Here is a 22,630-nt window from a genome sequence, read left to right on the forward strand (position 1 = left end):
GGCGCGGACCGCGGCACACCAGCCGCCCGCCCGGCGCTTCCGCTGCGCTACCGAAGGAGACCTGCATGGCTGCCAACGCCGAATTCCACTGGGCCGACCCCCTGCTGCTGGACCAGCAACTGAGCGCCGACGAGCGCATGGTGCGCGACGCCGCCGCGGCGTACTGCCAGGACAAGCTGATGCCGCGCGTGCTGCAGTCGTTCCGCAACGAGAAGACCGACGTCGAGATCTTCCGCGAGATGGGAGAGCTCGGCCTGCTCGGCCCCACTATCCCCGAGCAATACGGCGGCCCGGGCCTGAACTACGTCAGCTACGGCCTGATCGCGCGTGAAGTCGAGCGCGTCGATTCGGGCTACCGCTCGATGATGAGCGTGCAGTCGTCGCTAGTGATGGTTCCCATCTACGAATTCGGCACCGAGGCGCAGAAGCAGAAGTACCTGCCCAAGCTGGCCACCGGCGAGTGGATCGGCTGCTTCGGCCTGACCGAGCCCAACCACGGCTCCGACCCCGGCTCGATGGTTACCCGCGCCAAGAAGGTCGACGGCGGCTACGAGCTGACCGGCGCCAAGATGTGGATCACCAACTCGCCGATCGCCGACGTGTTCGTGGTCTGGGCCAAGCTGCAGGGCGAAGACGGCAAGGAAGACATCCGCGGCTTCATCCTGGAAAAGGGCTGGAAGGGCCTGAGCGCCCCGGCCATCCACGGCAAGGTCGGCCTGCGCACCTCGATCACCGGCGAGATCGTGCTCGACCAGGTGTTCGTGCCGGAAGAGAACATCATGCCGGGCGTGAAGGGCCTGAAGGGTCCGTTCACCTGCCTGAACTCGGCCCGCTACGGCATCGCCTGGGGCGCGCTGGGCGCCGCCGAATTCTGCTGGCACACCGCGCGCCAGTACACGCTGGACCGCAAGCAGTTCGGCCGCCCGCTGGCCCAGACGCAGCTGGTGCAGAAGAAGCTGGCCGACATGCAGACCGAGATCACGCTGGGCCTGCAGGGCTGCCTGCGCCTGGGCCGCATGAAGGACGAAGGCACCGCGGCGGTGGAGATCACCTCGATCATGAAGCGCAACTCGTGCGGCAAGTCGCTCGACATCGCCCGCGTGGCGCGCGACATGCTGGGCGGCAACGGCATCTCGGACGAGTTCGGCGTGATCCGCCACGTGGTCAACCTGGAGGTGGTCAACACCTACGAGGGCACGCACGACATCCACGCGCTGATCCTGGGCCGCGCCCAGACCGGCCTGCAGGCCTTCTTCTGACCGCAGCATAAAAAAGCCCGGCGATGAAGCCGGGCCAAGCACACTACCAAGGAGACGACGAGGCTGCCCCCGTCGATACAACACCTGTCTTGCACACGGCCCCGCCCTTCGCGGGGCCGTGTGCATTTGGCTGCAGCGCTGCGATATCGTCAGGGCGCAACGCCATGTTTTCACGGTGGAACCAGCGTAACTGGATTGATATCCAACCCAAACGAATATAAAGTCACTACAAAATCACTCGTAGTCATATAGACATTCTCTGACATTCATCACGCCCGCTTTCGTGCATGCTGGCAATACTTGGACGTCCGACCCCGCAGCAACCCCGCAGCAACCCTGCAGCGAACCTGTTCCGGGCGCGTTGCCTTGAAAGGGCGACGTGTCGCCACATATGCTAAGTATCAGACCGACAAATGCCGTTAGCCTCGGAGCGAAGAAAATGTCAGAATCCGCACAAACCGAACCAACCGCCCGCAAACAGGAGAAACTGATGAGCGATGTCAAGACCGTGCTGTCCGACGCCGAGGAACTGCTGAAGCAAGCCGCCTCGACCACCGGGGAAAAGGCCGCCGAACTGCGCGAGCGTGGCATGGGCCTGCTCAAGCAAGCCAAGGAAAAGGCCCAGGACCTGCAAGACGCCGTCGTAACCAAGAGCAAGGCCGCCGCGCGCGCCACCGACGACTACGTGCACGACCACCCGTGGCGCGCCGTGGGCGTGGCGGCCGGCGTGGGCCTGCTGATCGGTCTGCTGCTCAATCGCAAGTAAGCGCTGCAAATCCGGCGCGGCACGCCAAGGCCGCGCCATCGCGGCAACCCGCCCGGCGGGTTGCCAATGGCCGGGGCGCCCGGTGTGCCGGTAACGCTGTCGCGGTTGGCCCATCAGGGCCAACCGGTCGTTGCCGACACAACCTGGCGCCGTCATCCGGCCCCGCCAGCTGGATAGGTGCGTACGGCCATGCCGGCGCACCGCTCTTTCACGCCGGAGCCGCATGAGCGAAGCCACCCCTTCCCCCAAGTTCCTCGACGCCGTGCGCAATCTCGCCGGCTCGCTCGTGGCGATGGTGCAGACGCGCCTGGAGCTCGCCAGCGTGGAGCTGGCCGAAGAACGCACGCGCTTGCTGAAGGTCGCCCTGCTGGCCTTGTTCGGGCTGGCGTTCTTCGGACTGGGCCTGGTCACGCTGACCGCCCTCATCGCGATCCTGTTCTGGGACACCTACCGCTGGCAGGCGTTGGGCGCCCTCACGGTGCTCTACCTGGTGCTGTGCGCCGCCTGCCTGGCGTACGCCCGCAACGTGCTGCGCAATGCGCCGCCGATGCTGGAAGCCACCCTCGCCGAAATCGACAAAGACCGGGAGATCCTGCGCCGATGAGCACACTAGACCCTGACGACGCCACGCCCGCACGTGACCGCGACGAATACCCGCGCGCGCCCCGGTTCACGCAGGAGGTGCGCCTGCCGCTGGCGGTGCGCAAGGAACTGCTGCTGACCCGCGCCGCCCTCGAACGCCACGATTGCCGGCAGGCGCTGCACGCCGTACGCGGCGGCGTGCACCGCCTCGGCACTGTCAGTGCCTGGCTGCCGCGGATCGCGCGGCCGGGCTCGTGGATGAAGGTGGTCGGGCTGACCAAGGACTACCCGATGCTCAGCACCGCGGTGACACTGGCGCTGCCGCTGGTCAAGCGCGTGCCGGTGCTGCGCCTGACCTGGAAGCTGTCCAAGCTGGGCCTGGTCGCCGGCGCGGCCTACTGGGCCTACAACACCTGGCGCGAAGCCAAGGTCCAGGCGGTGCCGCCGGCCAACGTGCCGACCCCGGCCCCGGCCGGCACCCCGCCCGCCGCCGACACCGGCTTCCGCGATCCGCTGATCCCCTGACGGTCCTGCCGACTCATCCCGCCAGCGCCAACGCCGGCCGCACCCCGGCTTCCGGGGCGGCCGGCGCGAACGGCACCGGCGGCGCAATGTGATAGCCCTGCGCCAGGTCCACGCCAAGCTCGCGCAAGCGCGCGAGCATCGCCTCGTTCTCGACGAATTCCGCAATGGTCTGCTTGCCCATGGCGTGGCCGATGCGCTGGATCACCTCGACCATCACCAGGTTGACCGGATCGGCCAGCATGTCGCGCACGAAGCTGCCGTCGATCTTCAGGTAGGCCGCAGGCAGGTGCTTCAGGTAGGTGAACGACGACATGCCGGCGCCAAAGTCATCCAGCGCGAAGCGGCAGCCGAGTTGCTGCAGCTGCATGATGAACGCCCCGGCCTGCGCCAGGTTGGCAATGGCCGCGGTCTCGGTGACCTCGAAGCAGATGCCGTCCAGCGCGATGCCGAAGCGCTGCGCCTGCTCGCGCACGAAGTCCGGGAACTGGATGTCCGCCAACGACGAGCCTGACAGGTTGATCGCGCAGATCGCGATCTCGGCCTGGCGTTCCGCCAGCGTGGCAAACGCGGTCTCGACCACCCAGCGATCGATCATCGGCATCAGGTTGTAGCGCTCGCAGGCCGGCACGAAGGCCATCGGCGGCACCAGCCGGCCGCGCTCGTCGACCATGCGCAGCAACAACTCCACATGGCGTCCCGCCGCCGACACCGCGCCCGGCTGCACCGGCACGATCTCCTGCGAGAACAGGCAGAAGCGGCCGGCCGCCAGCGCCGCATGCACGCGGCTGACCCATTCCATCTCGCCATGGCGCGCCTGCACCACGCTGTCCAGCGGATGGTAGACCTGCACGCGGTTGCGCCCGCCCTCTTTGGCCACGTAACAGGCCGCGTCGGCCGCGCTCAGCGCCTCGGCCACGCTGCCGGTGTGCCGGTCCAGCATGACCAGGCCGATGCTGACCCCGACCGCGAAGGTGCGCTGCCGGTGCGCAAAGCGGAAGCTCGCAATGGCGTGGCGCAAGCCCTCGGCCACGCGCTCGCCGTCGGTGCTGCCGCAATGCTCGAGCAGCACGCCGAACTCGTCGCCGCCCAGCCGCGCCAGCATGTCGCTGCGGCGCAGCTGGCCGCGCATGATCTCGGCCATCTGCCGGATCAGCCCGTCCCCGGCAGCGTGGCCGCAGGTATCGTTGACCACCTTGAACTGGTCCAGGTCCAGGTACATCAAGATGTGCGGGGTGCCTTGCGCGCGTGCACGCTCGATCGCCGCGGCCAGCCGGCGCTCGAACTCGGCGCGGTTGACCAGGCCGGTCAGCGCGTCATGGCTGGCCTCGTACGCCAGGCGCGCGGCATGCGCGCGTTCCTGGCTGATGTCGTGCAGCACCACCACCACGCCGATGGCCTGCGCGGCGCGGTCGCGGATCAGCGCCACCGATGGCTTGACCGCCAGCGCCTGCCCAGGCTGCCCGGCACCATCGCGCCGGACCAGCTGGGCCGAGCGGCTGTGCCAGCGCTGGCGCAGCGCCAGGGTAACGATATCGGGCAGCGGCGCCAGGTTGTCCTCGTCGCGCAGCACGCAGACCTCGCTCAGCGGCAGCCCGCGCGCCTCGGCTTCGCGCCATCCAGTCAGCGCTTCGGCAGCGGGGTTGAGCGACTGCACGCGGCCCCACACGTCGGCGGTCACCACCGCGTCGCCGATCGCCTGCAGCGTGACCTGAGCGCGCTCCTTTTCGGCGAACAGCTGGGTCTCGTAGCGCTTGTGGTCGGAGATATCGGTCAGCGAGCCCGCCATGCGCGCGCGCCGGCGGCCGGCGCCGCGCACCAGCCGGCCCCGGGCGCGCACCCAGAGGTAGTCGCCGGCGCGGTTGCGCAGACGGAATTCGGCATCGTAGGGCTCGCCGCTGCGCAGGTGATGCGCCAGCTTGGCCTCGAACGCCGCCAGCTCGGACGGATGCAGCAGGCCCAGCACGGTTTCGCGCGCATGCGGCAGCTCGTCGGCGCGGTAGCCCAGCATTTGCGCGCAGCGCGGCGAGAAATACAGTTCGCCGCGGCCCAGGTGCCAGTCCCACAAGCCGTCGTTGCTGCCCTCGACCGCCAGCTGCAGTTGCTCTTCACGCTGCGCCAGCGCCTCGCGCAGCCGGCGCTCGCGCCGCAGCGGCCCCATCGACAGCAGGATCGCCGACATCAGCAGCGCCGCCGCCATCACCGCGCTGCCGGTGGTCAGCAGCCGCGTGACCCGGCGCGAGGCCTGGCCCAGATGTCCCGAGAAGGCACGTTCCAGCGGCGTCAGCCTGGCGTCGATCTGCGCGATATTGCGCAGCACCGGCGCAACGCAGGCGTCATCGCAACCGGGCTGGGCGGACAGGCGCCGCAGCGCCAGCGCCTGCTCATGCAGGGCAAAGATCTCGAGATCGCCCTGCGCCCACACGCGGATGGCGGCATCAACTTCATGGATCTGGCGGAAATTCCGGTACAGGCGCACCATCCGCGGGATGTCTTCGGGGTCGTTGCCGCCGGCGAGCAGGCCCTCGTGCACGCGCTCCAGATCGGGCTCGGCGCGGTCGAGCTCCAGGCGCGCGCGGTGGTCGCCGAACGGGATGGCAATGGACGCCAGATAGGCGTCGAAATCCGCCGGATCGCGGTCCTCGCCGTAGCGCAGCAGGTGCAGCACGGCATTTTTCTGGCCCTTGGACCACTGGCTCTCGCCCGCAACGAAGGCGCGCGCTGCCGACAGCAGGTCCAGGCTGGCGATGCTGAACAACGCCAGCGCGACCACCACCGGTACGAACGGCCAGATGATGCGCAGCACATGCCCGCTGGCCGGCAAGGAAATGCCTGCTCGCCGCATAGGTCTTGTTCGAGGTGGCCGTGTCTCGCGGCCGTTCCGAGCGCCCGCGGTCCACACGCCGCGGCTGGCTAATTGTGGGGCGCGCGCCGGGCCCGCGTCTCTACCTCGAACTAGTTAAAGCACCCCCTACCATCGAGGCATGGCGGACGGAAACAATGCAAAAAGGGCCTGTGACGTGCGCCACAGGCCCTTCGTAATGCTGGTGGGTCGTGCGTGACTCGAACACGCGACCAACGGATTAAAAGTCCGCTGCTCTACCGACTGAGCTAACGACCCGAAAAAACAGAACCGCGATTATAGTGATGCGATTCTGGATGTGTCAAGGGCGTGGCTCGCAAGCGCGCTTACACCATGCGTTCCAGGCGCCACATCTGGTAGCGGAACGCCAGGACCGCGCCGGCCAGGATGCCGGCCAGTGCAATGAACGAGCCCAGCGCCAGCGTCGACACGCCCGACAGCCCCTGCCCCACCGTGCAGCCCAGCGCGGTGACCCCGCCGGCCCCCATCATGATGCCGCCGACCATGTGGTTGGCGACGTCCTCGGCATTGCCGAAGCCTTCCCAGCGGAAGGTGCGCGTGGCGAGCGCATAGGCGGCCGCGCCGGCGATCACGCCGAACACGCTGACGATGCCGATGGTCAGCACCTTGCTCTTGTCGCTGAACATCATCAGCCAGTCGAGCGTGTAGGCATAGGGCGCGACGAAGCTCAGGCTTTCCATGCGGCCGCTGTTGGTCGAGACGAACAGTTCTTCCAGCGTATTGGGGTCTTCGGCGACGTAGCCCAGGTGGCCCGACACGTACCACATCGCCACGATGATCAGGCCCACGCCGATGCCGCCCAGCAGGTTGTCGAAGGTGCGGAAACCGCGCCCGGCCAGCGCCCACGCCGCCAGCACGCCGCCCAGCGCCAGGCCCAGGCCCAGTTGCAGCACGCCGCGCGCCGCGCCGGTGCCCTGCGCCAGAACCGAGGGCAGGTCCTGCGTGGTGGGCAACGCCAGCGCCACCGCGTCGACGGTATTGACGCGCACCACGCCGAACAGGCCGCGCAGCGTCATGTAGGCCGAGAGCCCCAGGAACACGAACACCACCAGCGACTTCAGGTTGCCCGCGCCGATGCGCACCAGCGTCTTGCTGCCGCAGCCCGACGCCAGCACCATGCCGAAGCCGAACATCAGCCCGCCGGCCAGCGCCGACAGCCAGGCCAGCTTGCTGGCGGCATAGATGGTCTTGGTCGGGTCGATGGCGCCGATCCAGGCCAGCACGCCGGTGCCGATCATGGCCACGCCGATCGCCAGCACCCACATGCGCATGCGGCTCCAGTCGCCCATGTTGACGATGTCCGAGACCGCCCCCATGGTGCAGAAGTGCGTGCGCTGCAGCACCGCGCCAAACAGGAAGGCCAGGACAAAGGTGCTCAGCAGCACCGAGCGCGACAGCGCGGCAAGATCGATTTCAGGCATGGGGCGGGAACGGCGGGCTCAGGCTAAGGCGCGGACTCAGGTGCAGGATCAGGCGGCGGCCTGGTAGCGGGTCGGGTCGGGCACGCCGGCGGCCTCGAAGCCGGCGCGGCGGATGCGGCAGGAATCGCACACGCCGCAGGCGCGGCCGTCGTCGTCGGCCTGGTAGCACGACACCGTCAGGCTGTAGTCGACGCCCAGCGCGATGCCGGCGCGGATGATCTCGCCCTTGGTCATGTCGATGATGGGCGCATGCACGCGGAAGCGGTCGCCCTCGACGCCGGCCTTGGTGGCCAGGTTGGCCAGAGTCTCGTAGGCCGCGACGTATTCGGGGCGGCAGTCCGGGTAGCCGGAATAGTCGACCGCGTTGGCGCCGAAGAACAGGTCGCGCCCGCCCACCGCCTCGGCCCAGCCGAGCGCCAGCGACAGCATGATGGTGTTGCGCGCCGGCACATAGGTGACCGGAATGCCGCCGGTGGCGCCATCGGTCGGCACTTCCAGCGCGTCGTCAGTCAGCGCCGAGCCGCCGAAGCGGCGCAGGTCGAGATCGACGATCTCGTGGCGCACGGCGCCCAGCGCGGCGGCCACGCGCCTGGCGGCTTCCAGCTCCGAGGAATGGCGCTGGCCGTAGCGCATCGACAGCGCATAGGTCTCGAAGCCCTGGGCGCGGGCCATGGCAAGTACGGTGGCGGAGTCGAGTCCGCCGGACAGCAGGACGATGGCGCGTTGGGTCATGGTGCGGGTCGCGCCGGGGGCGGCGCGCAAGAACATTCAGGCGAATCGCATATTCTAGCGCGACAAACGAGAAAGGCCCGCGAAAGCGGGCCTTGCGGTGGCGGGCGGTGGCGCCGGCGCTTACTTCAGCGTCTTGAGCCGGTTGCTCGCCGCCTGCGCGCCCTCGGTGCCGGGATACTTCGCCACCACCTGCTCCAGCGTCTTGCGCGCGGCCGCCTTCTGGCCGGACTCGAGCTGGTTGTTGGCAATGGCGATCATCGCGTCCGGCACCTTGGGGTGTGTCGGGTTGGCGTTGACCATGTTCTGCAGCACGAAGGTGGAACCCTTGTAGTCGCGCTGCGCGTACAGCGAGTTGCCGAGCCAGTACTGTGCCAGCGGCAGGTACGGGCTTTGCGGGTATTTCTTCACGAACGCCGAGAACGAATTCCCGGCGCTCTTGAAATCGCCCGCCTGGAACTGCTTGAGCGCGGCATCGTATTCGGGCTTTTCGCCCGGCTGCGCGATACCTTCGCGACCTTCGACCGTGACCTGCTGCGGCTCGAATTTCTTCAGGCGCGCATCGAGGTCGGCGTAGTAGTCCTTCTGCTGCTTCTGCAGCGTTTCCACCGTGTTCTGCAGGACTTCGTTCTGGCCGCGCAGCCGCGCCACTTCCTGGCGCAGGCCTTCGAGCTGGTTCTGCATGTCGAGCAGATTGCGGCTGTTCTGCTCGATGCGCTGCGTCGCGGTCGCCTGGAAACCGTTGAACTGGTCGCGCAGGCCGATGACGGCCTTGCGGGCCTCGTCATCGTCGAACACTCCGGCATGCGCCTGCGACAGCGGCAGCATGCCGCCGCCGGCCACGGCGGCGAGCCACAACAGGGTGGAAACGCGTGCTTTCATGGAAGGCGGTCCAGATCAGTAGTTGATGTCCGCGCGGCGGTTCTCGGCCCACGAGGCTTCATCGTGGCCGGTGGCCTTGGGCTTTTCCTTGCCCAGGCTGACGGCTTCCATCTGCGCATCGGGCACGCCCATCGAGGCCAGCGAGCGGCGCACGGCTTCGGCACGCTTCTGGCCCAGCGCGAGGTTGTACTCGCTGGTGCCGCGTTCGTCGGTGTTGCCCTGGATCAGGATCTTGCGGCCCTTGTTGCCGCCCAGATACTTGGCGTGCGCGGTCAGCAGGCCCTGGTAGTCGGACTTGACGGTGTAGCTGTCGAAGTCGAAGTAGACGCTGCGCTTGGCCAGCGGGCTATTCGGATCGTTCAGCGGATCGGCGGCGGTCACCGGGGTAACGGCGCGCGGATCGGCGCCCGTGCCGGCCGTGCCGGCGCCGGCGTTGGCGGTGTCGTCCAGCTTGACGCCGGAGCTGCAGGCGCCAAGGGCCAGCAGCGCGGCGACGGCAAGGGTTTTGGTCATCAGTTGGGCCATGGTGGTTGACTCCTGTTATTGCATGAAAGGACCCCAGGACGGCTCGCGAACATCGCCGGACTGGAGGGACAGAACCTGCCGGGTACGCCCGTCAGTGGACACCGCCGCCAGCACCGCGCGACCGCCCACGCGGGTGGCATAAAGGATGTACTTGCCGTTGGCGGCGAAGCTCGGCGCTTCGTCGTTGGCCGTATCGGTCAGCGACGTCACGTCGCCGTTGCTCAGGTCCTGCAACTGCAGCTTGAAACCGCCCCCGCGCGAGATGTACGCCAGGTACTTGCCATCCGGCGAAATGCGCGGGCTCACGTTGTAGCTGCCCTTGAACGTCACGCGTTGCGCCCCGCCGCCCTCCTCGCCGGAGGCGGGCATGCGGTAGACCTGCGGCGCACCGCCGCGGTCGCTGGTGAAGTAGATGCTCTTGCCGTCGGGCGAGTACTGCGGCTCGGTGTCGATGGCGCTGCTGCGCGACAGGCGGCGGATGCCCGAGCCGTCGGCATTGACCTGGTAGACCTGGGTATTGCCGTCGCGCGACAGCGCCAGCGCCAGGTGGCGGCCGTCCGGCGACCACGACGGCGCGCTGTTGTTACCCTTCTGGTTCGACACCAGCGTGCGCTTGCCGCTGGCGAGGTCGTGCACATACACCACCGGCTTCTTGGCCTCGAACGAGACATAGGCCACGCGCGCGCCGTCCGGCGACCACGACGGCGAAATGATGGGCTCGTTGCTGGTCAGCGCCACCTGTGCGTTCTGCCCGTCCGAATCCGAGATCAGCAGCTGGTAGCGGCCGCCCACCTTCGACACGTAGGACAGGCGCGTGGCAAAGACGCCGCGCTCGCCCAGCAGCTTTTCATAGATGTAGTCGGCGATCTTGTGCGCGGTCACGCGCAGCTGCGACTGGTTCACGGTGAAGGCCAGCCCGCCCAGGCTCTGGCCCTTGACGGTGTCGTACAGGCGGAAGCGCACTTCATACTTGCCGCCGGCGGCCGGGGTCACGCTGCCGGCGACGAAGGCATCGGCGCCGCGCGCTTTCCAGCCGCCCAGGTCGACATTGGCGGATTCCGCCACGGTGGCGCCGCCCGGGTCGACATTGCGCAGGCGACCGCTGCGCGCCAGGTCGGCACGGATGATCGCGGTCAGGTTCTGCGGCGCCTGGGCCTCGCCCTGGAAATTGGCGGTGGCCACCGGGATCTGGGTGGCGCCGACCCCGGAGATCTCAACGTTGAGCTGCGCGTGCGCGGCGCCGGCTGCCATGGCCATGGCCGCGGCCAGCCATGCCATCAGCGCGCGGCGGCCCGCCAGGGGCAGCGGCCGGAGGCGTTGTGGTGCGGGGTTTGCGTTGTGCCGCCTCGCGGACAGCCAGTTGGGGGCCCAAAGCTTTCGCATGCTGCTCCTCAGTCGATTTCAAGTTTCGTCGGGCACGACAGGCAATCGGCAACACGGGCAAATGCGGCATTGCAGCGCGTGGCGCATGCCCCGTCCGTGTGCATACCGCACCGTCGGCTGCGTCAGGCAACCTGTCATGCTAGCGCTGGGACTGGAGCCCGACGATGAAGGTTGCATTATGTTGCAAATCATGCCGTGCCGTTCACTCAGTCTCACTCAGTCCTTCGGCCGGAAGGTAATGGTGAAGCTGGCCGGCGCCTTGCCGTTCTCGTCGCGCGGCAGCGGATCGGAACGCTCCACCGCGCGCAGCACGGCATTGTCCCAGCCGGAGTTGCCGCTGGACTTGGACAGCCGCGCCGACAGCAGCGAACCGTCCGGCGCCAGCTGCACCGAAACCACCGCGGTCGGATTGCCCGGCACGTCCTCGGCAAAGACGATGTTCGGCTTGACGCGGCGCCGCACGCGGTCGGCATAGCCGGGCGAAGCCTTGCCGCCACCGCCGGCACCGGCGCCGGCCGCATTGCCGACCCCGCCACCGCCGGCGCCGGAGCCGCCGGCCAGCGCCTGCAGGCGCGCCAGCTCGCTCTTGCGCTGGGCATTGGCAGCGGCTTCGCGCTTGGCCTTGGCGTCGGCATCCGCCTTGGCCTTGGCGTCGGCCTGCGCTTTTGCCTTGGCGTCGGCCTGGGCCTTGGCCTTGGCATCGGCCTGCGCCCTGGCCTTGGCCTCGGCCGCTTCCTTGCGCTCGCGCTCGGCCTGCTCCTTGCGGTCCTGTTCCTGCTGCGCGGCCTTCTTCTTCGCGTCTTCCTTGCGTTGCGCTTCCTTGCGCTCGGCCTCGCGCCGGTCGGCTTCCTTGCGGTCGGCTTCCTTTCGGTCGGCTTCCTTGCGCAGGGCTTCCTTGCGCGCCTCTTCCTTGCGCGCCTCTTCCTTGCGCTCGGCGTCCTTGCGTGCCGCTTCCTTGCGCTCGGCTTCTTCGCGCGCGGCCGCCTCGGCGCGGCGCTTCTTCTGCTCCAGCGCGATATCGGCGTCGTCCTCGACCTTGCTCTTCACCTGCGGCGGCGGCGGCGCCGGACGCGGCTGCACCACCGGCTCGGGCTCTGGCTGCGGCTGCGGCCGTGGCGGCGGGGGCGCGGTGGCGGCGGGGATTTCCTCCCATAGTTCGGCCTCGGCCCCGACCGGGGTGCTGCTCTGCCAGCTCACGCCGTAGTACAGCACCACGGCCAGCAGCAGGTGCATGAGCAGCGCGAGCAGGAAGGAACGCAGGGTTCCCCGCTCCTTGACCGGCTGGTAGGGATAGGCGGCGGCGGTCGTCATCAAGCGCAACGGCAATCGGATAGGTGCTTCAATACGTCAGGAGGTCTTGGACTTGACCATCAGGCCCACGCGCTTGACGCCGTCGGCTTTCAGGACCGACATCACGTCCAGCACCGCCTCGTACTTGACCGCGCGGTCGGCGGCGATCACCACCGGCTGGTCCGGGTTCTCGTTCTGGCGCTGGTGGACGAAGTCCAGCAGCCCCTGCTTGTCGAGCTTGCGCTCGAAGGCATTGCCGGCGGTGTCCTTGCCGCGCGCGGTGAGCCGTCCGTCTTCATGCACGGTGACGACGATCGGGGGCGCCTTCTGCTGTGGCGTGGCATTGGCCACGGTGGGCAGGTCGACGGTGGCGGGGCTGACGATCGGCGCGGCCACCATGAAGATGACCAGCAGCACCAGCATGACGTCGATATACGGCACGACGTTGATCTCGGCGCTGGCCCGGCGGCGCGAGCCGCCGCGGCGCTGAATGGCTGCCATTGCAGGACTCCTGAAAACGCCGGCCCGGGCTAGCGCCCGGACCGTTGATAGGGAATACGGTTAGCGGGTCTGCCGCTGCAGGATGTTCAGGAACTCTTCCATGAAGCTCTCGAACCGGATTGCCAGGCGATCGATTTCGGTGGCATAGCGGTTGTAGGCAATCACCGCCGGGATCGCCGCGAACAGGCCGATCGCGGTCGCCACCAGGGCCTCGGCAATGCCGGGCGCCACCGACGCGAGCGTCGCCTGCTGCACGTTCGACAGCCCGCGGAACGCGTTCATGATCCCCCACACCGTGCCGAACAGGCCGATATAGGGGCTCACCGAACCGACCGAGGCCAGGAACGGCAAATGCGACTCCAGCACGTCCATCTCGCGCTGGTAGGCCGCGCGCATGGCGCGGCGGGCGGCGTCGAGCAGCGCGCCGGCTTCGTTGCCGCGTTCGCGCGCCTTCAGAAACTCGCCCATGCCGGATTCGAAGATCCGTTCCAGCGCACCAGTGTTATGGCGGTTGTTGACCGCGCTGTTATAGAGCGCCTGCAGATCGCCGCCGGCCCAGAAGTCGCGCTCGAAGCCTTCGGTCTGGGTGCGCGCCGAACGCACCGCCAGGTGCTTGCGGAAGATATAGGTCCATGAAAACAGCGACATGACGAGCAACAGCGCCATGACGGCCTGTGCCAGCACGCTGGCGTGGAGCACCAGCGTTACGATCGACATGTCTTGCGTGACGGTCACGGGATTCATCGTGCTGACTTGATGGTGGCTAGAACGGGGTCGGGGATCGGGGCGGGACGGAAAGTGCTTTTGTCGACGCAGCCAACGCGGATCGCGCCGGTCGCGAGCATCAGCTCGCCACGCCAGGCTTCCTGGGTGAACTGCACCGAAGCCGGGCCGACCCGGTCGATGCGCGTGCGGATCTCAAGCTGGTCGTCCAGCCGGGCGGGCGCATTGTAGTCCACCGCCGTGCTGCGGACGATGAAGACCACGCCGGCCTGGTCGGCGAGCGCCTGCTGTTCGATGCCGAGCGAGCGCAGCCACTCGGTGCGGGCGCGCTCGAAGAACTTGAGGTAGTTGGCGTAGAACACTACGCCGCCTGCATCGGTGTCTTCCCAGTACACCCGCAGGGTCCAGACAAAGTTTGGCATGGCCGCGATTGTAACGGAGAGCGATACCCGTTTCGTGTAAACCCGCAGGACGACTTTGCAACAGCAAGTTGCTGGCCAGGCCCGCGCCAGCCCTTGCCAGCGCTTGGCTGGCGGCTCCACGGCTTGCGGCGGGCGGCCGCCTCGCGCTACACTGCGCGCAACCATTCCATCTTGCGCGACTGGCGAAGTCAGTGGGCACTACCACGAGGAAGCGCAAGTTCTCTGGCGTGAAGTTTCCAAACGCCATGGCGTTGACGCGAGTCATGCCTGCCGCTCGCCTGGGCAGCGAATGGGAAGCAGGGTGCGCCCTGCGCCGACGGCCAAGCCGCCGCCGGTGCCGGTCGCCGCTAGCCTTCCCCGCGCGCCCTACCCCCGATGCCTGAATCGGATTCCCTTTTTTCAGACGAGTTTCGCCATGTTCGAACGCAGCCGTTTTACGATCGACCAGATCGACCCCGAGGTCTTTGCCGCCATCCAGCAGGAAAACCAGCGCCAGGAAGACCACATCGAGCTGATCGCCTCCGAGAACTACACCTCGCCCGCGGTGATGGCCGCGCAAGGTTCGCAGCTGACCAACAAGTACGCCGAGGGCTATCCCGGCAAGCGCTACTACGGCGGTTGCGAGTACGTCGACATCGTCGAGCAGCTGGCCATTGACCGCGTCAAGCAGCTGTTCGGCGCCGAAGCGGCCAACGTGCAGCCCAACTCGGGCTCGCAGGCCAACCAGGGTGTGTACTTCGCCGTGCTCAAGCCGGGCGACACCATCATGGGCATGAGCCTGGCCGAAGGCGGCCACCTGACCCACGGCATGGCGCTGAACATGAGCGGCAAGTGGTTCAACGTGGTCAGCTACGGCCTCAACGCCCAGGAAGACATCGACTACGACGCGCTCGAAAAGCTGGCGCAAGAGAAGAAGCCCAAGCTGATCATCGCCGGCGCCTCGGCCTTCGCGCTGCGCATCGACTTCGAGCGCATCGGCCGCGTCGCCAAGTCGATCGGCGCCTACTTCATGGTCGACATGGCCCACTACGCCGGCCTGATCGCCGCGGGTGTCTACCCGAACCCGGTGCCGCACGCCGACTTCGTCACCACCACCACCCACAAGAGCCTGCGTGGCCCGCGCGGCGGCGTGATCCTGATGAAGGCCGAGCACGAGAAGGCGATCAACTCGTCGATCTTCCCCGGCATCCAGGGCGGCCCGCTGATGCACGTGATCGCCGGCAAGGCGGTGGCGTTCAAGGAAGCGCTGACGCCGGAGTTCAAGGAATACCAGCAGCAGGTGGTGAAGAACGCCGCGGTGCTGGCCGAGACCCTGATCGCGCGCGGCCTGCGCATCGTCTCGGGCCGCACCGAGAGCCATGTGATGCTGGTCGACCTGCGCGCCAAGAACATCACCGGCAAGGAAGCCGAGCGCATCCTGGGCGAGGCGCACCTGACCGTGAACAAGAACGCGATTCCGAATGACCCGGAAAAGCCGTTCGTCACCTCCGGCATCCGCGTCGGCTCGCCGGCCATGACCACGCGCGGCTTCAAGGAAGAAGAAGCCCGCATCGTCGGCAACCTGATCGCCGACGTGCTGGACAACCCGCACGACGCCGCCAATATCGCCGCGGTGCGCGAGCAGGTGTCGGCCCTGACCAAGCGTTTCCCGGTCTACGGCTGACGCGCCCAGGCCGCCCGCGCGCACGCGCACGGGCGGCCGGCAGCTCCGCGGTCCGCGCCACTCCGGCGCGGACCGCGGGCCTCGCCAACCCGCCCTGCCGCCGCAGAACGACAACACGGACAAGGCGATGGGGTTCAACTGAAGGTGGTCCGGCATGAAATGCCCCTTTTGCGGTCATTCCAATACCCAGGTTCTCGACACCCGCATGTCGGAAGACGGCGATGCCGTGCGCCGGCGCCGCCGCTGCGAAGCCTGCGACCGCCGCTTCACCACCTATGAGCGGATCGAGCTGTTCTTCCCCGCCATCGTCAAGAAAAACGGCTCGCGCGTGGACTACGCCCGCGCCAAGCTGAAGGATTCAATGCGCCTGGCGTTGCGCAAGCGCCCGGTCTCGGCCGAAGCCATCGACGAAGCCATCACCCGGATCGAGGAAAAGCTGCTGGCCCTGGGCGAGAAGGAAATCCCCAGCAGCCAGGTCGGCGAACTGGTGATGCGCGAGCTGCGCAAGCTCGACAAGATCGCCTATATCCGCTTTGCCTCGGTCTACCGCAGCTTTGAAGACGTGTCCGAATTCTCGGACGTGCTGGCCGAAGTCACCGCCGGCAGCGGCAAGCGCTGACGCCTGCGTCTGCGGCTACCAGCACTGCGCCGACGCCACGCCGGCGCGCATTCCGGTGTTCCCCTGCAGACCCAGGTGGTTGATGGTATAGCTGCCGCAGTCGTCCCCCGCCTGCGCGCCGACCGGCGTTGCCGTCGCGCTGTAGCTGGTCGCAGGATTGCCGGCCACCACGCTCAGCTGGTAGTACGCCTGGCCGCCTGACTGGACCGCCACCGGGAACGCCGCGCCGGCATATCCCAGCGCCGCGGGCGTGCCGCCATAGACGTTCTGCGTGCTGAACAGCCGCTCCTGGCGCGCCGCGAGATCCAGCAAGGCGGTCTTGGCGTCGGTGCGGCGCGACTTGCGCACGTGTTCGGTGTAGGACGGGTAGGCGATCGCGGCCAGGATCGCGGCGATCGCCACCGTGATCATCAGCTCGATCAGCGTGAAGCCGGCGGCGGCACGCCGCGCTTGGAGGAAGGCACGCAGGTTCATGGTGGTCAGCGCAGGCGGATCCAGTTGAGGCGGGCGCCGGCGCCATTGGCACCGGGGTTGATCTGGGTGATGGCGCCGCTGCCGCCCACGGTCTGCTGCACCAGGTATGGCCGCTTCTTCGCCGTCACCACCGACGGCGTGCCGGTGCCACTCAGGCCGATGCCGCTGACGATGCCGTTGTTCAGCAACGGGAAGGTGCTGCTGTTGGTGCTGCTGAAGAACGACTGCGCGGCCGCTCCGCCCGAGCCCATCGACACGCCCATGGTGAAGCCCGACGGCACCTCCGCATTGCACGACAGCGCCTGCGACAGCGCCGAACTGGGCGGGATGGTGGTATTGACGATCACCATGCCGTAGGCGATCACCGGGTTGTAGATCACCTGCTCGCGCGTAGCCGACGGCAGCGGCAGCTGCCAGCCGTACTTGTTGTTGCCGCTGGCGCAGGCGTTCGAGCCCTGCCAGCACACCTTGCCGGCGCTGACCGTGCGCACCGTGACCGTGCTGCCGACCGCGCGCCCTTCGGCGGTAATCGATTGCTGGGTCAGGTTGGCGCCGGAAAGCGGACGGGCGGCGCTGGCCAGCGAGGCATAGCGGGCCTGCGCGCCGGCCACCGCGTTCCACCCCGCCATGTCCCAGTCCCACACGCCGTACAGCCCCTGCCCGCCCGGCTCGAACACCGCTTCGCTGCCCTGGGTCTGCTCCAGCCGGCGGCCGGTGCCGAACGCCACCACCACGCGCGGCATCGCCGCGGCGCCGGTTCCGGTGCCGGGCACCGAGCCCACCGCGACCCTGGTGGAGATGGGCTTGCCGCCGGTCTGCATCAGCGGGCGGCTGCCGGCGCGCCAGTGGTCCGGATTGTCCGAGGTCAGGTCGAAGCGCCACAGGTTGCCGAACACGTCGCCGGCGTAGACGTAGTCGGTGATGTGGTCGCCGTCGAGGTCGGCCGGCGTGACATAGGCAATGCCGTTGCGGCTGCTGGCGCCGGCCGGATCCTGCTGCGGGCCGTAGCCGGTGCCGAGATAGCGGAAGCTGCGCGAGCCGTCGGCCGGGTCGACCAGCATGATGAACAGCCCGGCGGAGCCGCTCTTGCTGCCCAGGCCGTTGCCGAACAGCACCGCCCACTGGCCGTTGTGCAGGCGGCGGATCACGGGCGTGCCATGGGTGTTGCCGAGGTTGTCGCCGCACGCGCTATCGCCGGTGCACTGCAGCGTGTTGTTCCACTCGCCGATCACCGTGGCGCTGGCCGCCGCCGGGGTATCGCCGAAGCGCTCCGGATCGGTCACGTCGAGCGCGTAGAGCGCGCCGCCGGTCGCGGTCGCGGTCTTGCTGGCGAGCGGGCCGCCGCGGTTCGCGCCCGGCCCCAGGCCGCCGACCAGCCAGGTATGCCAGGCCCCGCCGTAGTAAAGGTCGCCGGTGCCGGGCGTGGCATCGACAAACAGGTTGTGCACGTATTGCGGCGAACTGTAGGCGAGCGCCGCATGGGTCGACTGGATGGTGTCGAGGACCGCGCCGGGCATGTACGCCAGCACCTCGCGCCCGTCGTTGGGCTTGCTGGCGTCGTTGCCGACGAAGGCGCCCGCCGCGTTGTAGTAGCCGGAACGGAAGCCGTGCAGCAGCCCGTCGTTGGCACCGACATAGACCACGTTGAGCCGCTGTGCCTTGGCTTGCCGGAAGGCGTCGTAGCTGCCGGCGGGCTCGGGCGGGCTGGCGCGCTTGTGCAACGCATCGGTCCACGGTCCGCTGTACGGCGATGACGGTGCGCCGACCCAGGCCGGGCTGGAATCGATGATGTCGCCCAGCACGCCGGTGCGCTTGCGGAACAGCCCGGCGCCGGCCGCGTTCAGTTCCTTGCTGCGGTCCCCGCGCAGGTAGTCGAGGCGGTCGCCGCCCGGCGCGGCATCGCCCGCGCTCAGCTTCGCCTTGTGCGCGTCGGGCAGGTTGCCGTCCCAGCGCAGCGGGATGCCGGTGCTGCCGCTCCAGGTCAGGATCCTGCGGCTGTCCGGCGCCTGCGCCACCACCGTGGTGCCGGTCGCCGCGCAGTGGCCGCCGGTCAGCGTGCAATGCGCGTTCCAGTTGGCCACGGTGGCAATCGACACCGAATCGGTGGCGGGATCGTAGAGCAGGTTCTGCGCGCTCAGCTCGCCCCACCAGTTGGTCGGATGGTAGTAGGCCAGGTACACCTGCGAGCCGGCCTCGACCCGCGCCGACTGCTGCACGTTGGTGCCGGCCGAGCTGCTGGACTGGCCCACCGGCTCGGCCTTGAAGCAGGTGATCTCGTGCACGTTGCTGCCGCTGCCGGTACCCGCGGCAAAGCCGAAGCGAAGCGACGCCGGCACCGGTCCGTTGGCCTGCGTGATGTCCTGATCGGTGATCACCGGCGTGGCCGCGCCGCCGTTGTAGCTGTAGGACATGCTCAGCAGCCCGTTCTGGGTCAGCTTGAGCGAATAGACGATGGGGATGCCTTTGGCGCGCGTCGGCCTCGACACCGCCTGCTGATTGGCGATCTTGTCGGGCAGGTCGCTGATGCCGAGCATGCGGTAGTTGTAGGCCAGCCGCCGTCCCCTGACATCGCCGCCGTCCTTGCCGCTGCTCCAGTCCTGCACATAGCCGCGCGCGCAGGTGTTCTGCACGGCCTGCGCGCGCTTGCTGGCGTTCAGGCTGTCGGGGTAATAGCCGGGATAGGCGGCGCGCAGGCCGGCCCAGTTGGTATCGCCAGAGCCGCGCACGCTGATGCGGTTGGTCTGGAAGGCGGGGCCCGAGTCGGTGTTGTCGGCCTTGTTCGAGAAGTTGCCGAACTCGTCGATGCCGATGCCGATATAGCCCCCGGCCACGCCGTCGTACGCGCCATTGACGTTGGAGCAGCTGTAGCCCAGGCTGCCGCCCAGCCCGCCCACGGTCGGGCTCCTGCTGCCGTCGGCCAGATAGAAGCTGATGCCGTCGGCCCCGGTGCCCCGCAGGTTGTCGCCGCCGTAGGTGACGGTGGAGAACGTGACTTGCAACCCTTCCTGCATGCCGAAGGTGAAGCGGGACACCACCGCGCCGGTCTGGTTGTCGCCGTTCGCGCCCTCGGCCGTGTCGCCATTGGTCAGCCGCAGCGCGCCGTAGCCCGCGGCATCCGGCACGCTCCCGCTGGCGCCCCCGACCAGCTTCGAGTTGCGGTCCCGGTAATAGGTGAAGCTCGACGTGGCGCAGCCCGGAATCGAGCCGGTGCCGTTGCCCGCGGTCAGGCACGCGCCATTCAGCGCCACCCAGTCGTAAGAGGACGCAGCCCCGTTGAGGTTGTCCTGGATCACCAGCGCATGCGCCTGGCCCGCCAGCAGCGCGTGGACGACGGCGCTTGCGGCGGCGGCAATGCCAGCGAGGCGTGGAGGTTGGCTCATCACTCTTTCCCGAGGTCCCTGGTGCCCGCGCCAAGCTGGTAGGTGCTCTGCACCACCGCGGCGGTGCCGTCGCTGCCGCCGTAGCCGGCGCCGGTGACGCGGAACAGCATCGACAGGCCATCCGGCGACAGGCCCAGATAGTGGATGTAGAGGCTGGGCGCGCGCGCGTAGTTGATGTCGGTGCCGTTCAGGCCCCCGGGGCGGCCGGCCGTCGCAAGGCGCATCGACGGCGGCAGGTAATCCGCCCGCGCCGGCGTCCACGGCAGGCTGGCCGGGTCTGCCAGCGCGTTGGCGCAGACCTGCAGGTTGGCCGGGTCGTTGGCGTCGATCACGCTGTTGCAGGCGGCGCCGGCGGAACCGTTGCCCTGCCCCAGCCACCACTCGCCGTACTGCAGCGCACCCTGCGCGGCCTCGAACGCGCGCTGCTTCTCGCGGGTGTTGCCGGCGATCTTCTCCTGCAGGCCGAAGCCGCGGAACATCGTCACCGACAGCAGCGACAGGATCAGCAGGAACAGCAGGCCGATGATCAGGACATAGCCGCGGGGCGGGGCGCCGGCGCGGAAGCGGGCTGGCTGGGCGCGGGTCATGGGCGGTTCATCAGGCTGATGGTCTGGGTCCAGCCGAGCGAGGCCGGCTGGCCGGGCTGCCCGGCAAAGGGATTGGCAAAGGTCAGCGTCACGCGCGCGCTGCGCACCTGGCCCCACAGTGCCCCGGCGCTGACCGCGCTGGCGCTCAGGTAGGTGTCGACGTTGCCGCCGTTGCTGGTGTCGGTGCCGTAGCGCACCCGCAGCGCGGTGACGCCGCCGGCCAGCGGCACCGGAGCGCCGCCGTTGACCGCGCAGGTCAGCTCGTTGCCGGCATTGACCGCAAAGGTGTTGAGGTAGGCGACACTGGCACCCGAGGTATTGGCCGCGCCCTGGCAGTTCATGATGCCGTCGCCGCTGGCGGTGACAAAGCGCGCCGTCAGCGTATCGCTGGCCCCATCAGCGCCGGACTGGCCGACGATGGCCTGCCCCGCGACGAAATCGCCGAAGGCGTTGCCGGCCAGCGCCGGCAGCGCGTCCGCCGCGACCTGGTTCAGCGGATCGGGGAAGTACCCGGCCGACTGCACCGTGTTGGCCAGCATCGTCATCACCAGGCGCTCGCTGTCCTGCAGCGCCGCCAGGCGCTCCTGGTCGCGCACGGTGCCGCGCAGGTTGAGGAACACCGTCATCAGCGCCGCCAGCATGAACAGCGCGATCACCATGGCGACCAGCACCTCGACCAGCGAGACACCGGCCTGCGCGCATCGATATCCGCGGCGAGACCCGCGCAGCGGGTTTTGAAGGATCGCTCTCATGGCTGGACGTGCAGCGTCAGGCTTTGCGTGGCCGTCATGGCCGAGGTCTGCGCAGCGGTGGTCTGGTTGTAGGCCAGGTAGTGCTCGCTCCAGGTGGCGGTCAGGCTGCAGCGGATGGGGCGGCTGATGTCGTTGCTGCAGTTGACCGTGGCCGCGTAGGTGGGAAAGCGCGCCGCCATATCCGCGGCCCAGTGCTGCACATCGTAGGCGGCCATCTGGATCGGCATGCACGCCACGCTGGCGCAGTCCGGCGCGGCGGCGCTGAGCGCGCCGGTGCTGTCGGTCACCGTCGCGCCGGACAGCGTGAATGTCTGCGGCGCCGTGCCGGCGGCCCAGAAGCCGCGGTTGCCGTGCATCGCCGCGGCCAGGCTTTCCAGTTGCAGCGCCACCAGCGAACGCCCGCGCGCAATCTGCGTATTGGCCAGCGCCGCCGCCTGCATCTTGGCCAGGCCGAGCAGTCCCACCGAGGTGATCACCAGCGTGATCAGCACCTCGATCAGCGAGAGTCCGCGCGCCATGCGGCGCCGGCGCAGGCTGCCGCTCCGTCCGGTCACTGGCATGCGCCCTCCCCGGCGCGCTGGATGGTCTGCCGGCCGGCAATGTTGATGGCGATGCAGCGGGTGGCGTCGTCGGCCGCCGGGCTGGTGCGCAGCGTCATCGTCAGCGCGCCGCCGGGCAGCACGGCAAAGCCATCGCGGTTGTAGCTCAGGAAGGCAGCGCCGGCGGGCGTGGTGAAGGTGTCGGTGGCGGACCAGCCGGCGCGGTAGTGCAGCACCTCGTCGGCCGGCGGCGCCGCGTCCACCGTTCCCGAGCCATTGCGGTCGACGAACGCAATCCAGCCGCGCGCCCAGTTGCCGGCTCCCAGGCACGTGGTGCCATTGCCGGACGGGCACACGCTGACCGGCAAGCCGCGCTTGATGGCCTCGCTGCGCGCGAGCTGCAGGGTGCCAACCATCGACTGGATCTCGCTGTCGACGCGGCTGGTGCGCAGCAGCGAGACGAACGAAGGCGTGCCGATCGCGGCCAGGATCGCCACCATCACCACCACCGCCATCAGTTCGACCAGCGTCAGCCCGCGGCAGCACCGGCGCAACGCGCGCGGCCCTGCGCATGCACAGCTGCCGTTGCGAGTCACGCGCACAGGCAGGCCCGGGCCGGGCATGGCTACATCGTGGTGAAGGCGGGGAGGCGCGGTATCGCGAAGGCGAACCGTCGCCGGCATGTCAGCGCGCGGGCAGAGGCGCCGCCGCCGATGGACAAGGAACT

22 protein-coding genes, 1 tRNA gene and 1 riboswitch are annotated in these 22,630 nt (G+C 68.5%); of the genes, 6 read left to right on the forward strand and 17 right to left on the reverse strand.

Annotation, left to right across the window (positions count from 1 at the left end):
* Positions 1–65: 65 nt before the first annotated feature.
* From MKD50_RS04840 to MKD50_RS04855, 4 genes are all read left to right on the forward strand, one after another.
* Positions 66–1,259: an acyl-CoA dehydrogenase gene (locus MKD50_RS04840; protein ID WP_115704244.1), complete on the forward strand. Its 1,194-nt coding sequence runs from the start codon at positions 66–68 to the stop codon at positions 1,257–1,259.
* Between the two features lie 439 nt (positions 1,260–1,698).
* Positions 1,699–2,025, forward strand: coding sequence for an ElaB/YgaM/YqjD family protein (locus MKD50_RS04845; protein WP_010813729.1), 327 nt, complete (start codon positions 1,699–1,701; stop codon positions 2,023–2,025).
* Positions 2,026–2,248: 223 nt separating this feature from the next.
* Positions 2,249–2,629 (forward strand): phage holin family protein, encoded by a 381-nt coding sequence (locus MKD50_RS04850; protein ID WP_111519466.1) that lies wholly within the window; start codon positions 2,249–2,251, stop codon positions 2,627–2,629.
* Positions 2,626–3,132, forward strand: a complete 507-nt coding sequence (locus MKD50_RS04855; protein ID WP_240072454.1) for a DUF3318 domain-containing protein — start codon at positions 2,626–2,628, stop codon at positions 3,130–3,132. Before MKD50_RS04850 ends, MKD50_RS04855 begins: the two co-directional genes overlap by 4 nt.
* Before the next feature lie 13 nt (positions 3,133–3,145).
* Here the strand turns inward: MKD50_RS04855 and MKD50_RS04860 are convergent, their stop codons facing one another.
* From MKD50_RS04860 to ybgC, 11 genes are all read right to left on the reverse strand, one after another.
* Positions 3,146–5,974: an EAL domain-containing protein gene (locus MKD50_RS04860; RefSeq protein ID WP_252666541.1), complete on the reverse strand. Its 2,829-nt coding sequence runs from the start codon at positions 5,972–5,974 to the stop codon at positions 3,146–3,148.
* 200 nt (positions 5,975–6,174) lie between these two features.
* A tRNA-Lys gene (locus MKD50_RS04865) sits at positions 6,175–6,250 on the reverse strand.
* 68 nt (positions 6,251–6,318) lie between these two features.
* Positions 6,319–7,434, reverse strand: coding sequence for a YeeE/YedE family protein (locus tag MKD50_RS04870; protein ID WP_252666542.1), 1,116 nt, complete (start codon positions 7,432–7,434; stop codon positions 6,319–6,321).
* Positions 7,435–7,482: 48 nt separating this feature from the next.
* Positions 7,483–8,166 (reverse strand): 7-cyano-7-deazaguanine synthase QueC, encoded by a 684-nt coding sequence (gene queC, locus MKD50_RS04875; RefSeq protein ID WP_115704253.1) that lies wholly within the window; start codon positions 8,164–8,166, stop codon positions 7,483–7,485.
* A 120-nt stretch (positions 8,167–8,286) separates the two neighbouring features.
* Positions 8,287–9,045, reverse strand: coding sequence for a tol-pal system protein YbgF (ybgF, locus tag MKD50_RS04880; protein WP_115704255.1), 759 nt, complete (start codon positions 9,043–9,045; stop codon positions 8,287–8,289).
* Positions 9,046–9,060: 15 nt separating this feature from the next.
* Complete coding sequence (pal, locus tag MKD50_RS04885; protein WP_115704257.1) at positions 9,061–9,570, reverse strand: peptidoglycan-associated lipoprotein Pal; 510 nt, start codon at positions 9,568–9,570, stop codon at positions 9,061–9,063.
* Between the two features lie 15 nt (positions 9,571–9,585).
* Entirely contained in the window at positions 9,586–10,953 is a 1,368-nt protein-coding gene (gene tolB / locus MKD50_RS04890) for a Tol-Pal system beta propeller repeat protein TolB (protein ID WP_240072457.1), read from the reverse strand.
* Between the two features lie 216 nt (positions 10,954–11,169).
* The gene (gene tolA, locus MKD50_RS04895) at positions 11,170–12,264 is read right to left on the reverse strand and encodes a cell envelope integrity protein TolA (RefSeq protein ID WP_115704260.1); all 1,095 of its coding nucleotides are present in this window, start codon (positions 12,262–12,264) and stop codon (positions 11,170–11,172) included.
* Positions 12,265–12,300: 36 nt separating this feature from the next.
* Positions 12,301–12,744 (reverse strand): protein TolR, encoded by a 444-nt coding sequence (gene tolR / locus MKD50_RS04900; protein ID WP_115704262.1) that lies wholly within the window; start codon positions 12,742–12,744, stop codon positions 12,301–12,303.
* Between the two features lie 60 nt (positions 12,745–12,804).
* On the reverse strand, positions 12,805–13,488 hold the full coding sequence (gene tolQ, locus MKD50_RS04905) for a protein TolQ (RefSeq protein WP_012353556.1): 684 nt from the start codon (positions 13,486–13,488) through the stop codon (positions 12,805–12,807).
* A complete protein-coding gene (ybgC, locus tag MKD50_RS04910) occupies positions 13,485–13,889 on the reverse strand; it encodes a tol-pal system-associated acyl-CoA thioesterase (RefSeq protein WP_111519457.1) in 405 nt (134 codons plus the stop codon). Before ybgC ends, tolQ begins: the two co-directional genes overlap by 4 nt.
* Positions 13,890–14,054: 165 nt before the next feature.
* A riboswitch (ZMP/ZTP riboswitch) is annotated at positions 14,055–14,180 on the forward strand.
* Between the two features lie 124 nt (positions 14,181–14,304).
* Here ybgC and glyA point away from each other — a divergent pair.
* Entirely contained in the window at positions 14,305–15,552 is a 1,248-nt protein-coding gene (glyA, locus tag MKD50_RS04915; RefSeq protein ID WP_092306910.1) for a serine hydroxymethyltransferase, read from the forward strand.
* Positions 15,553–15,706: 154 nt separating this feature from the next.
* Entirely contained in the window at positions 15,707–16,171 is a 465-nt protein-coding gene (gene nrdR, locus MKD50_RS04920; RefSeq protein ID WP_012353559.1) for a transcriptional regulator NrdR, read from the forward strand.
* Between the two features lie 15 nt (positions 16,172–16,186).
* Here the strand turns inward: nrdR and MKD50_RS04925 are convergent, their stop codons facing one another.
* The 6 genes from MKD50_RS04925 to MKD50_RS04950 are packed head-to-tail and all read right to left on the reverse strand — an operon-like array spanning position 16,187 to position 22,526.
* Positions 16,187–16,645 carry a type IV pilin protein gene (locus tag MKD50_RS04925; RefSeq protein ID WP_115704264.1) on the reverse strand — a complete coding sequence of 153 codons (459 nt, stop codon included), beginning with the start codon at positions 16,643–16,645 and terminating at the stop codon, positions 16,187–16,189.
* Between the two features lie 5 nt (positions 16,646–16,650).
* Positions 16,651–20,025, reverse strand: coding sequence for a pilus assembly protein (locus MKD50_RS04930; RefSeq protein ID WP_252666543.1), 3,375 nt, complete (start codon positions 20,023–20,025; stop codon positions 16,651–16,653).
* Entirely contained in the window at positions 20,025–20,612 is a 588-nt protein-coding gene (locus MKD50_RS04935; protein ID WP_115704268.1) for a pilus assembly PilX family protein, read from the reverse strand. The genes MKD50_RS04930 and MKD50_RS04935 overlap by 1 nt, the downstream gene beginning before the upstream one ends.
* Positions 20,609–21,364, reverse strand: coding sequence for a PilW family protein (locus MKD50_RS04940; protein ID WP_252666544.1), 756 nt, complete (start codon positions 21,362–21,364; stop codon positions 20,609–20,611). The genes MKD50_RS04935 and MKD50_RS04940 overlap by 4 nt, the downstream gene beginning before the upstream one ends.
* On the reverse strand, positions 21,361–21,924 hold the full coding sequence (gene pilV / locus MKD50_RS04945) for a type IV pilus modification protein PilV (RefSeq protein WP_252666545.1): 564 nt from the start codon (positions 21,922–21,924) through the stop codon (positions 21,361–21,363). The genes MKD50_RS04940 and pilV overlap by 4 nt, the downstream gene beginning before the upstream one ends.
* A complete protein-coding gene (locus tag MKD50_RS04950) occupies positions 21,915–22,526 on the reverse strand; it encodes a GspH/FimT family pseudopilin (RefSeq protein ID WP_252666546.1) in 612 nt (203 codons plus the stop codon). The genes pilV and MKD50_RS04950 overlap by 10 nt, the downstream gene beginning before the upstream one ends.
* Between the last annotated feature and the right edge of the window lie 104 nt (positions 22,527–22,630).

Source organism: Cupriavidus mimosae (assembly GCF_023952485.1).
Taxonomy (GTDB): domain Bacteria; phylum Pseudomonadota; class Gammaproteobacteria; order Burkholderiales; family Burkholderiaceae; genus Cupriavidus; species Cupriavidus taiwanensis_C.

Bases quoted from the DNA above. Each gene is read 5' to 3' on its own strand.
- tolA (WP_115704260.1), bottom strand. From the start codon at position 12,264: ATGACGACCGCCGCCGCCTATCCCTACCAGCCGGTCAAGGAGCGGGGA.
- MKD50_RS04855 (WP_240072454.1), top strand. From the start codon at position 2,626: ATGAGCACACTAGACCCTGACGACGCCACGCCCGCACGTGACCGCGAC.
- tolB (WP_240072457.1), bottom strand. From the start codon at position 10,953: ATGCGAAAGCTTTGGGCCCCCAACTGGCTGTCCGCGAGGCGGCACAAC.
- glyA (WP_092306910.1), top strand. From the start codon at position 14,305: ATGTTCGAACGCAGCCGTTTTACGATCGACCAGATCGACCCCGAGGTC.
- MKD50_RS04950 (WP_252666546.1), bottom strand. From the start codon at position 22,526: ATGCCCGGCCCGGGCCTGCCTGTGCGCGTGACTCGCAACGGCAGCTGT.
- queC (WP_115704253.1), bottom strand. From the start codon at position 8,166: ATGACCCAACGCGCCATCGTCCTGCTGTCCGGCGGACTCGACTCCGCC.
- MKD50_RS04870 (WP_252666542.1), bottom strand. From the start codon at position 7,434: ATGCCTGAAATCGATCTTGCCGCGCTGTCGCGCTCGGTGCTGCTGAGC.
- MKD50_RS04935 (WP_115704268.1), bottom strand. From the start codon at position 20,612: ATGACCCGCGCCCAGCCAGCCCGCTTCCGCGCCGGCGCCCCGCCCCGC.
- MKD50_RS04930 (WP_252666543.1), bottom strand. From the start codon at position 20,025: ATGAGCCAACCTCCACGCCTCGCTGGCATTGCCGCCGCCGCAAGCGCC.
- ybgC (WP_111519457.1), bottom strand. From the start codon at position 13,889: ATGCCAAACTTTGTCTGGACCCTGCGGGTGTACTGGGAAGACACCGAT.
- tolQ (WP_012353556.1), bottom strand. From the start codon at position 13,488: ATGAATCCCGTGACCGTCACGCAAGACATGTCGATCGTAACGCTGGTG.
- MKD50_RS04845 (WP_010813729.1), top strand. From the start codon at position 1,699: ATGTCAGAATCCGCACAAACCGAACCAACCGCCCGCAAACAGGAGAAA.
- pilV (WP_252666545.1), bottom strand. From the start codon at position 21,924: ATGCCAGTGACCGGACGGAGCGGCAGCCTGCGCCGGCGCCGCATGGCG.
- MKD50_RS04860 (WP_252666541.1), bottom strand. From the start codon at position 5,974: ATGCGGCGAGCAGGCATTTCCTTGCCGGCCAGCGGGCATGTGCTGCGC.
- tolR (WP_115704262.1), bottom strand. From the start codon at position 12,744: ATGGCAGCCATTCAGCGCCGCGGCGGCTCGCGCCGCCGGGCCAGCGCC.
- MKD50_RS04940 (WP_252666544.1), bottom strand. From the start codon at position 21,364: ATGAGAGCGATCCTTCAAAACCCGCTGCGCGGGTCTCGCCGCGGATAT.
- MKD50_RS04850 (WP_111519466.1), top strand. From the start codon at position 2,249: ATGAGCGAAGCCACCCCTTCCCCCAAGTTCCTCGACGCCGTGCGCAAT.
- ybgF (WP_115704255.1), bottom strand. From the start codon at position 9,045: ATGAAAGCACGCGTTTCCACCCTGTTGTGGCTCGCCGCCGTGGCCGGC.
- nrdR (WP_012353559.1), top strand. From the start codon at position 15,707: ATGAAATGCCCCTTTTGCGGTCATTCCAATACCCAGGTTCTCGACACC.
- pal (WP_115704257.1), bottom strand. From the start codon at position 9,570: ATGGCCCAACTGATGACCAAAACCCTTGCCGTCGCCGCGCTGCTGGCC.
- MKD50_RS04925 (WP_115704264.1), bottom strand. From the start codon at position 16,645: ATGAACCTGCGTGCCTTCCTCCAAGCGCGGCGTGCCGCCGCCGGCTTC.
- MKD50_RS04840 (WP_115704244.1), top strand. From the start codon at position 66: ATGGCTGCCAACGCCGAATTCCACTGGGCCGACCCCCTGCTGCTGGAC.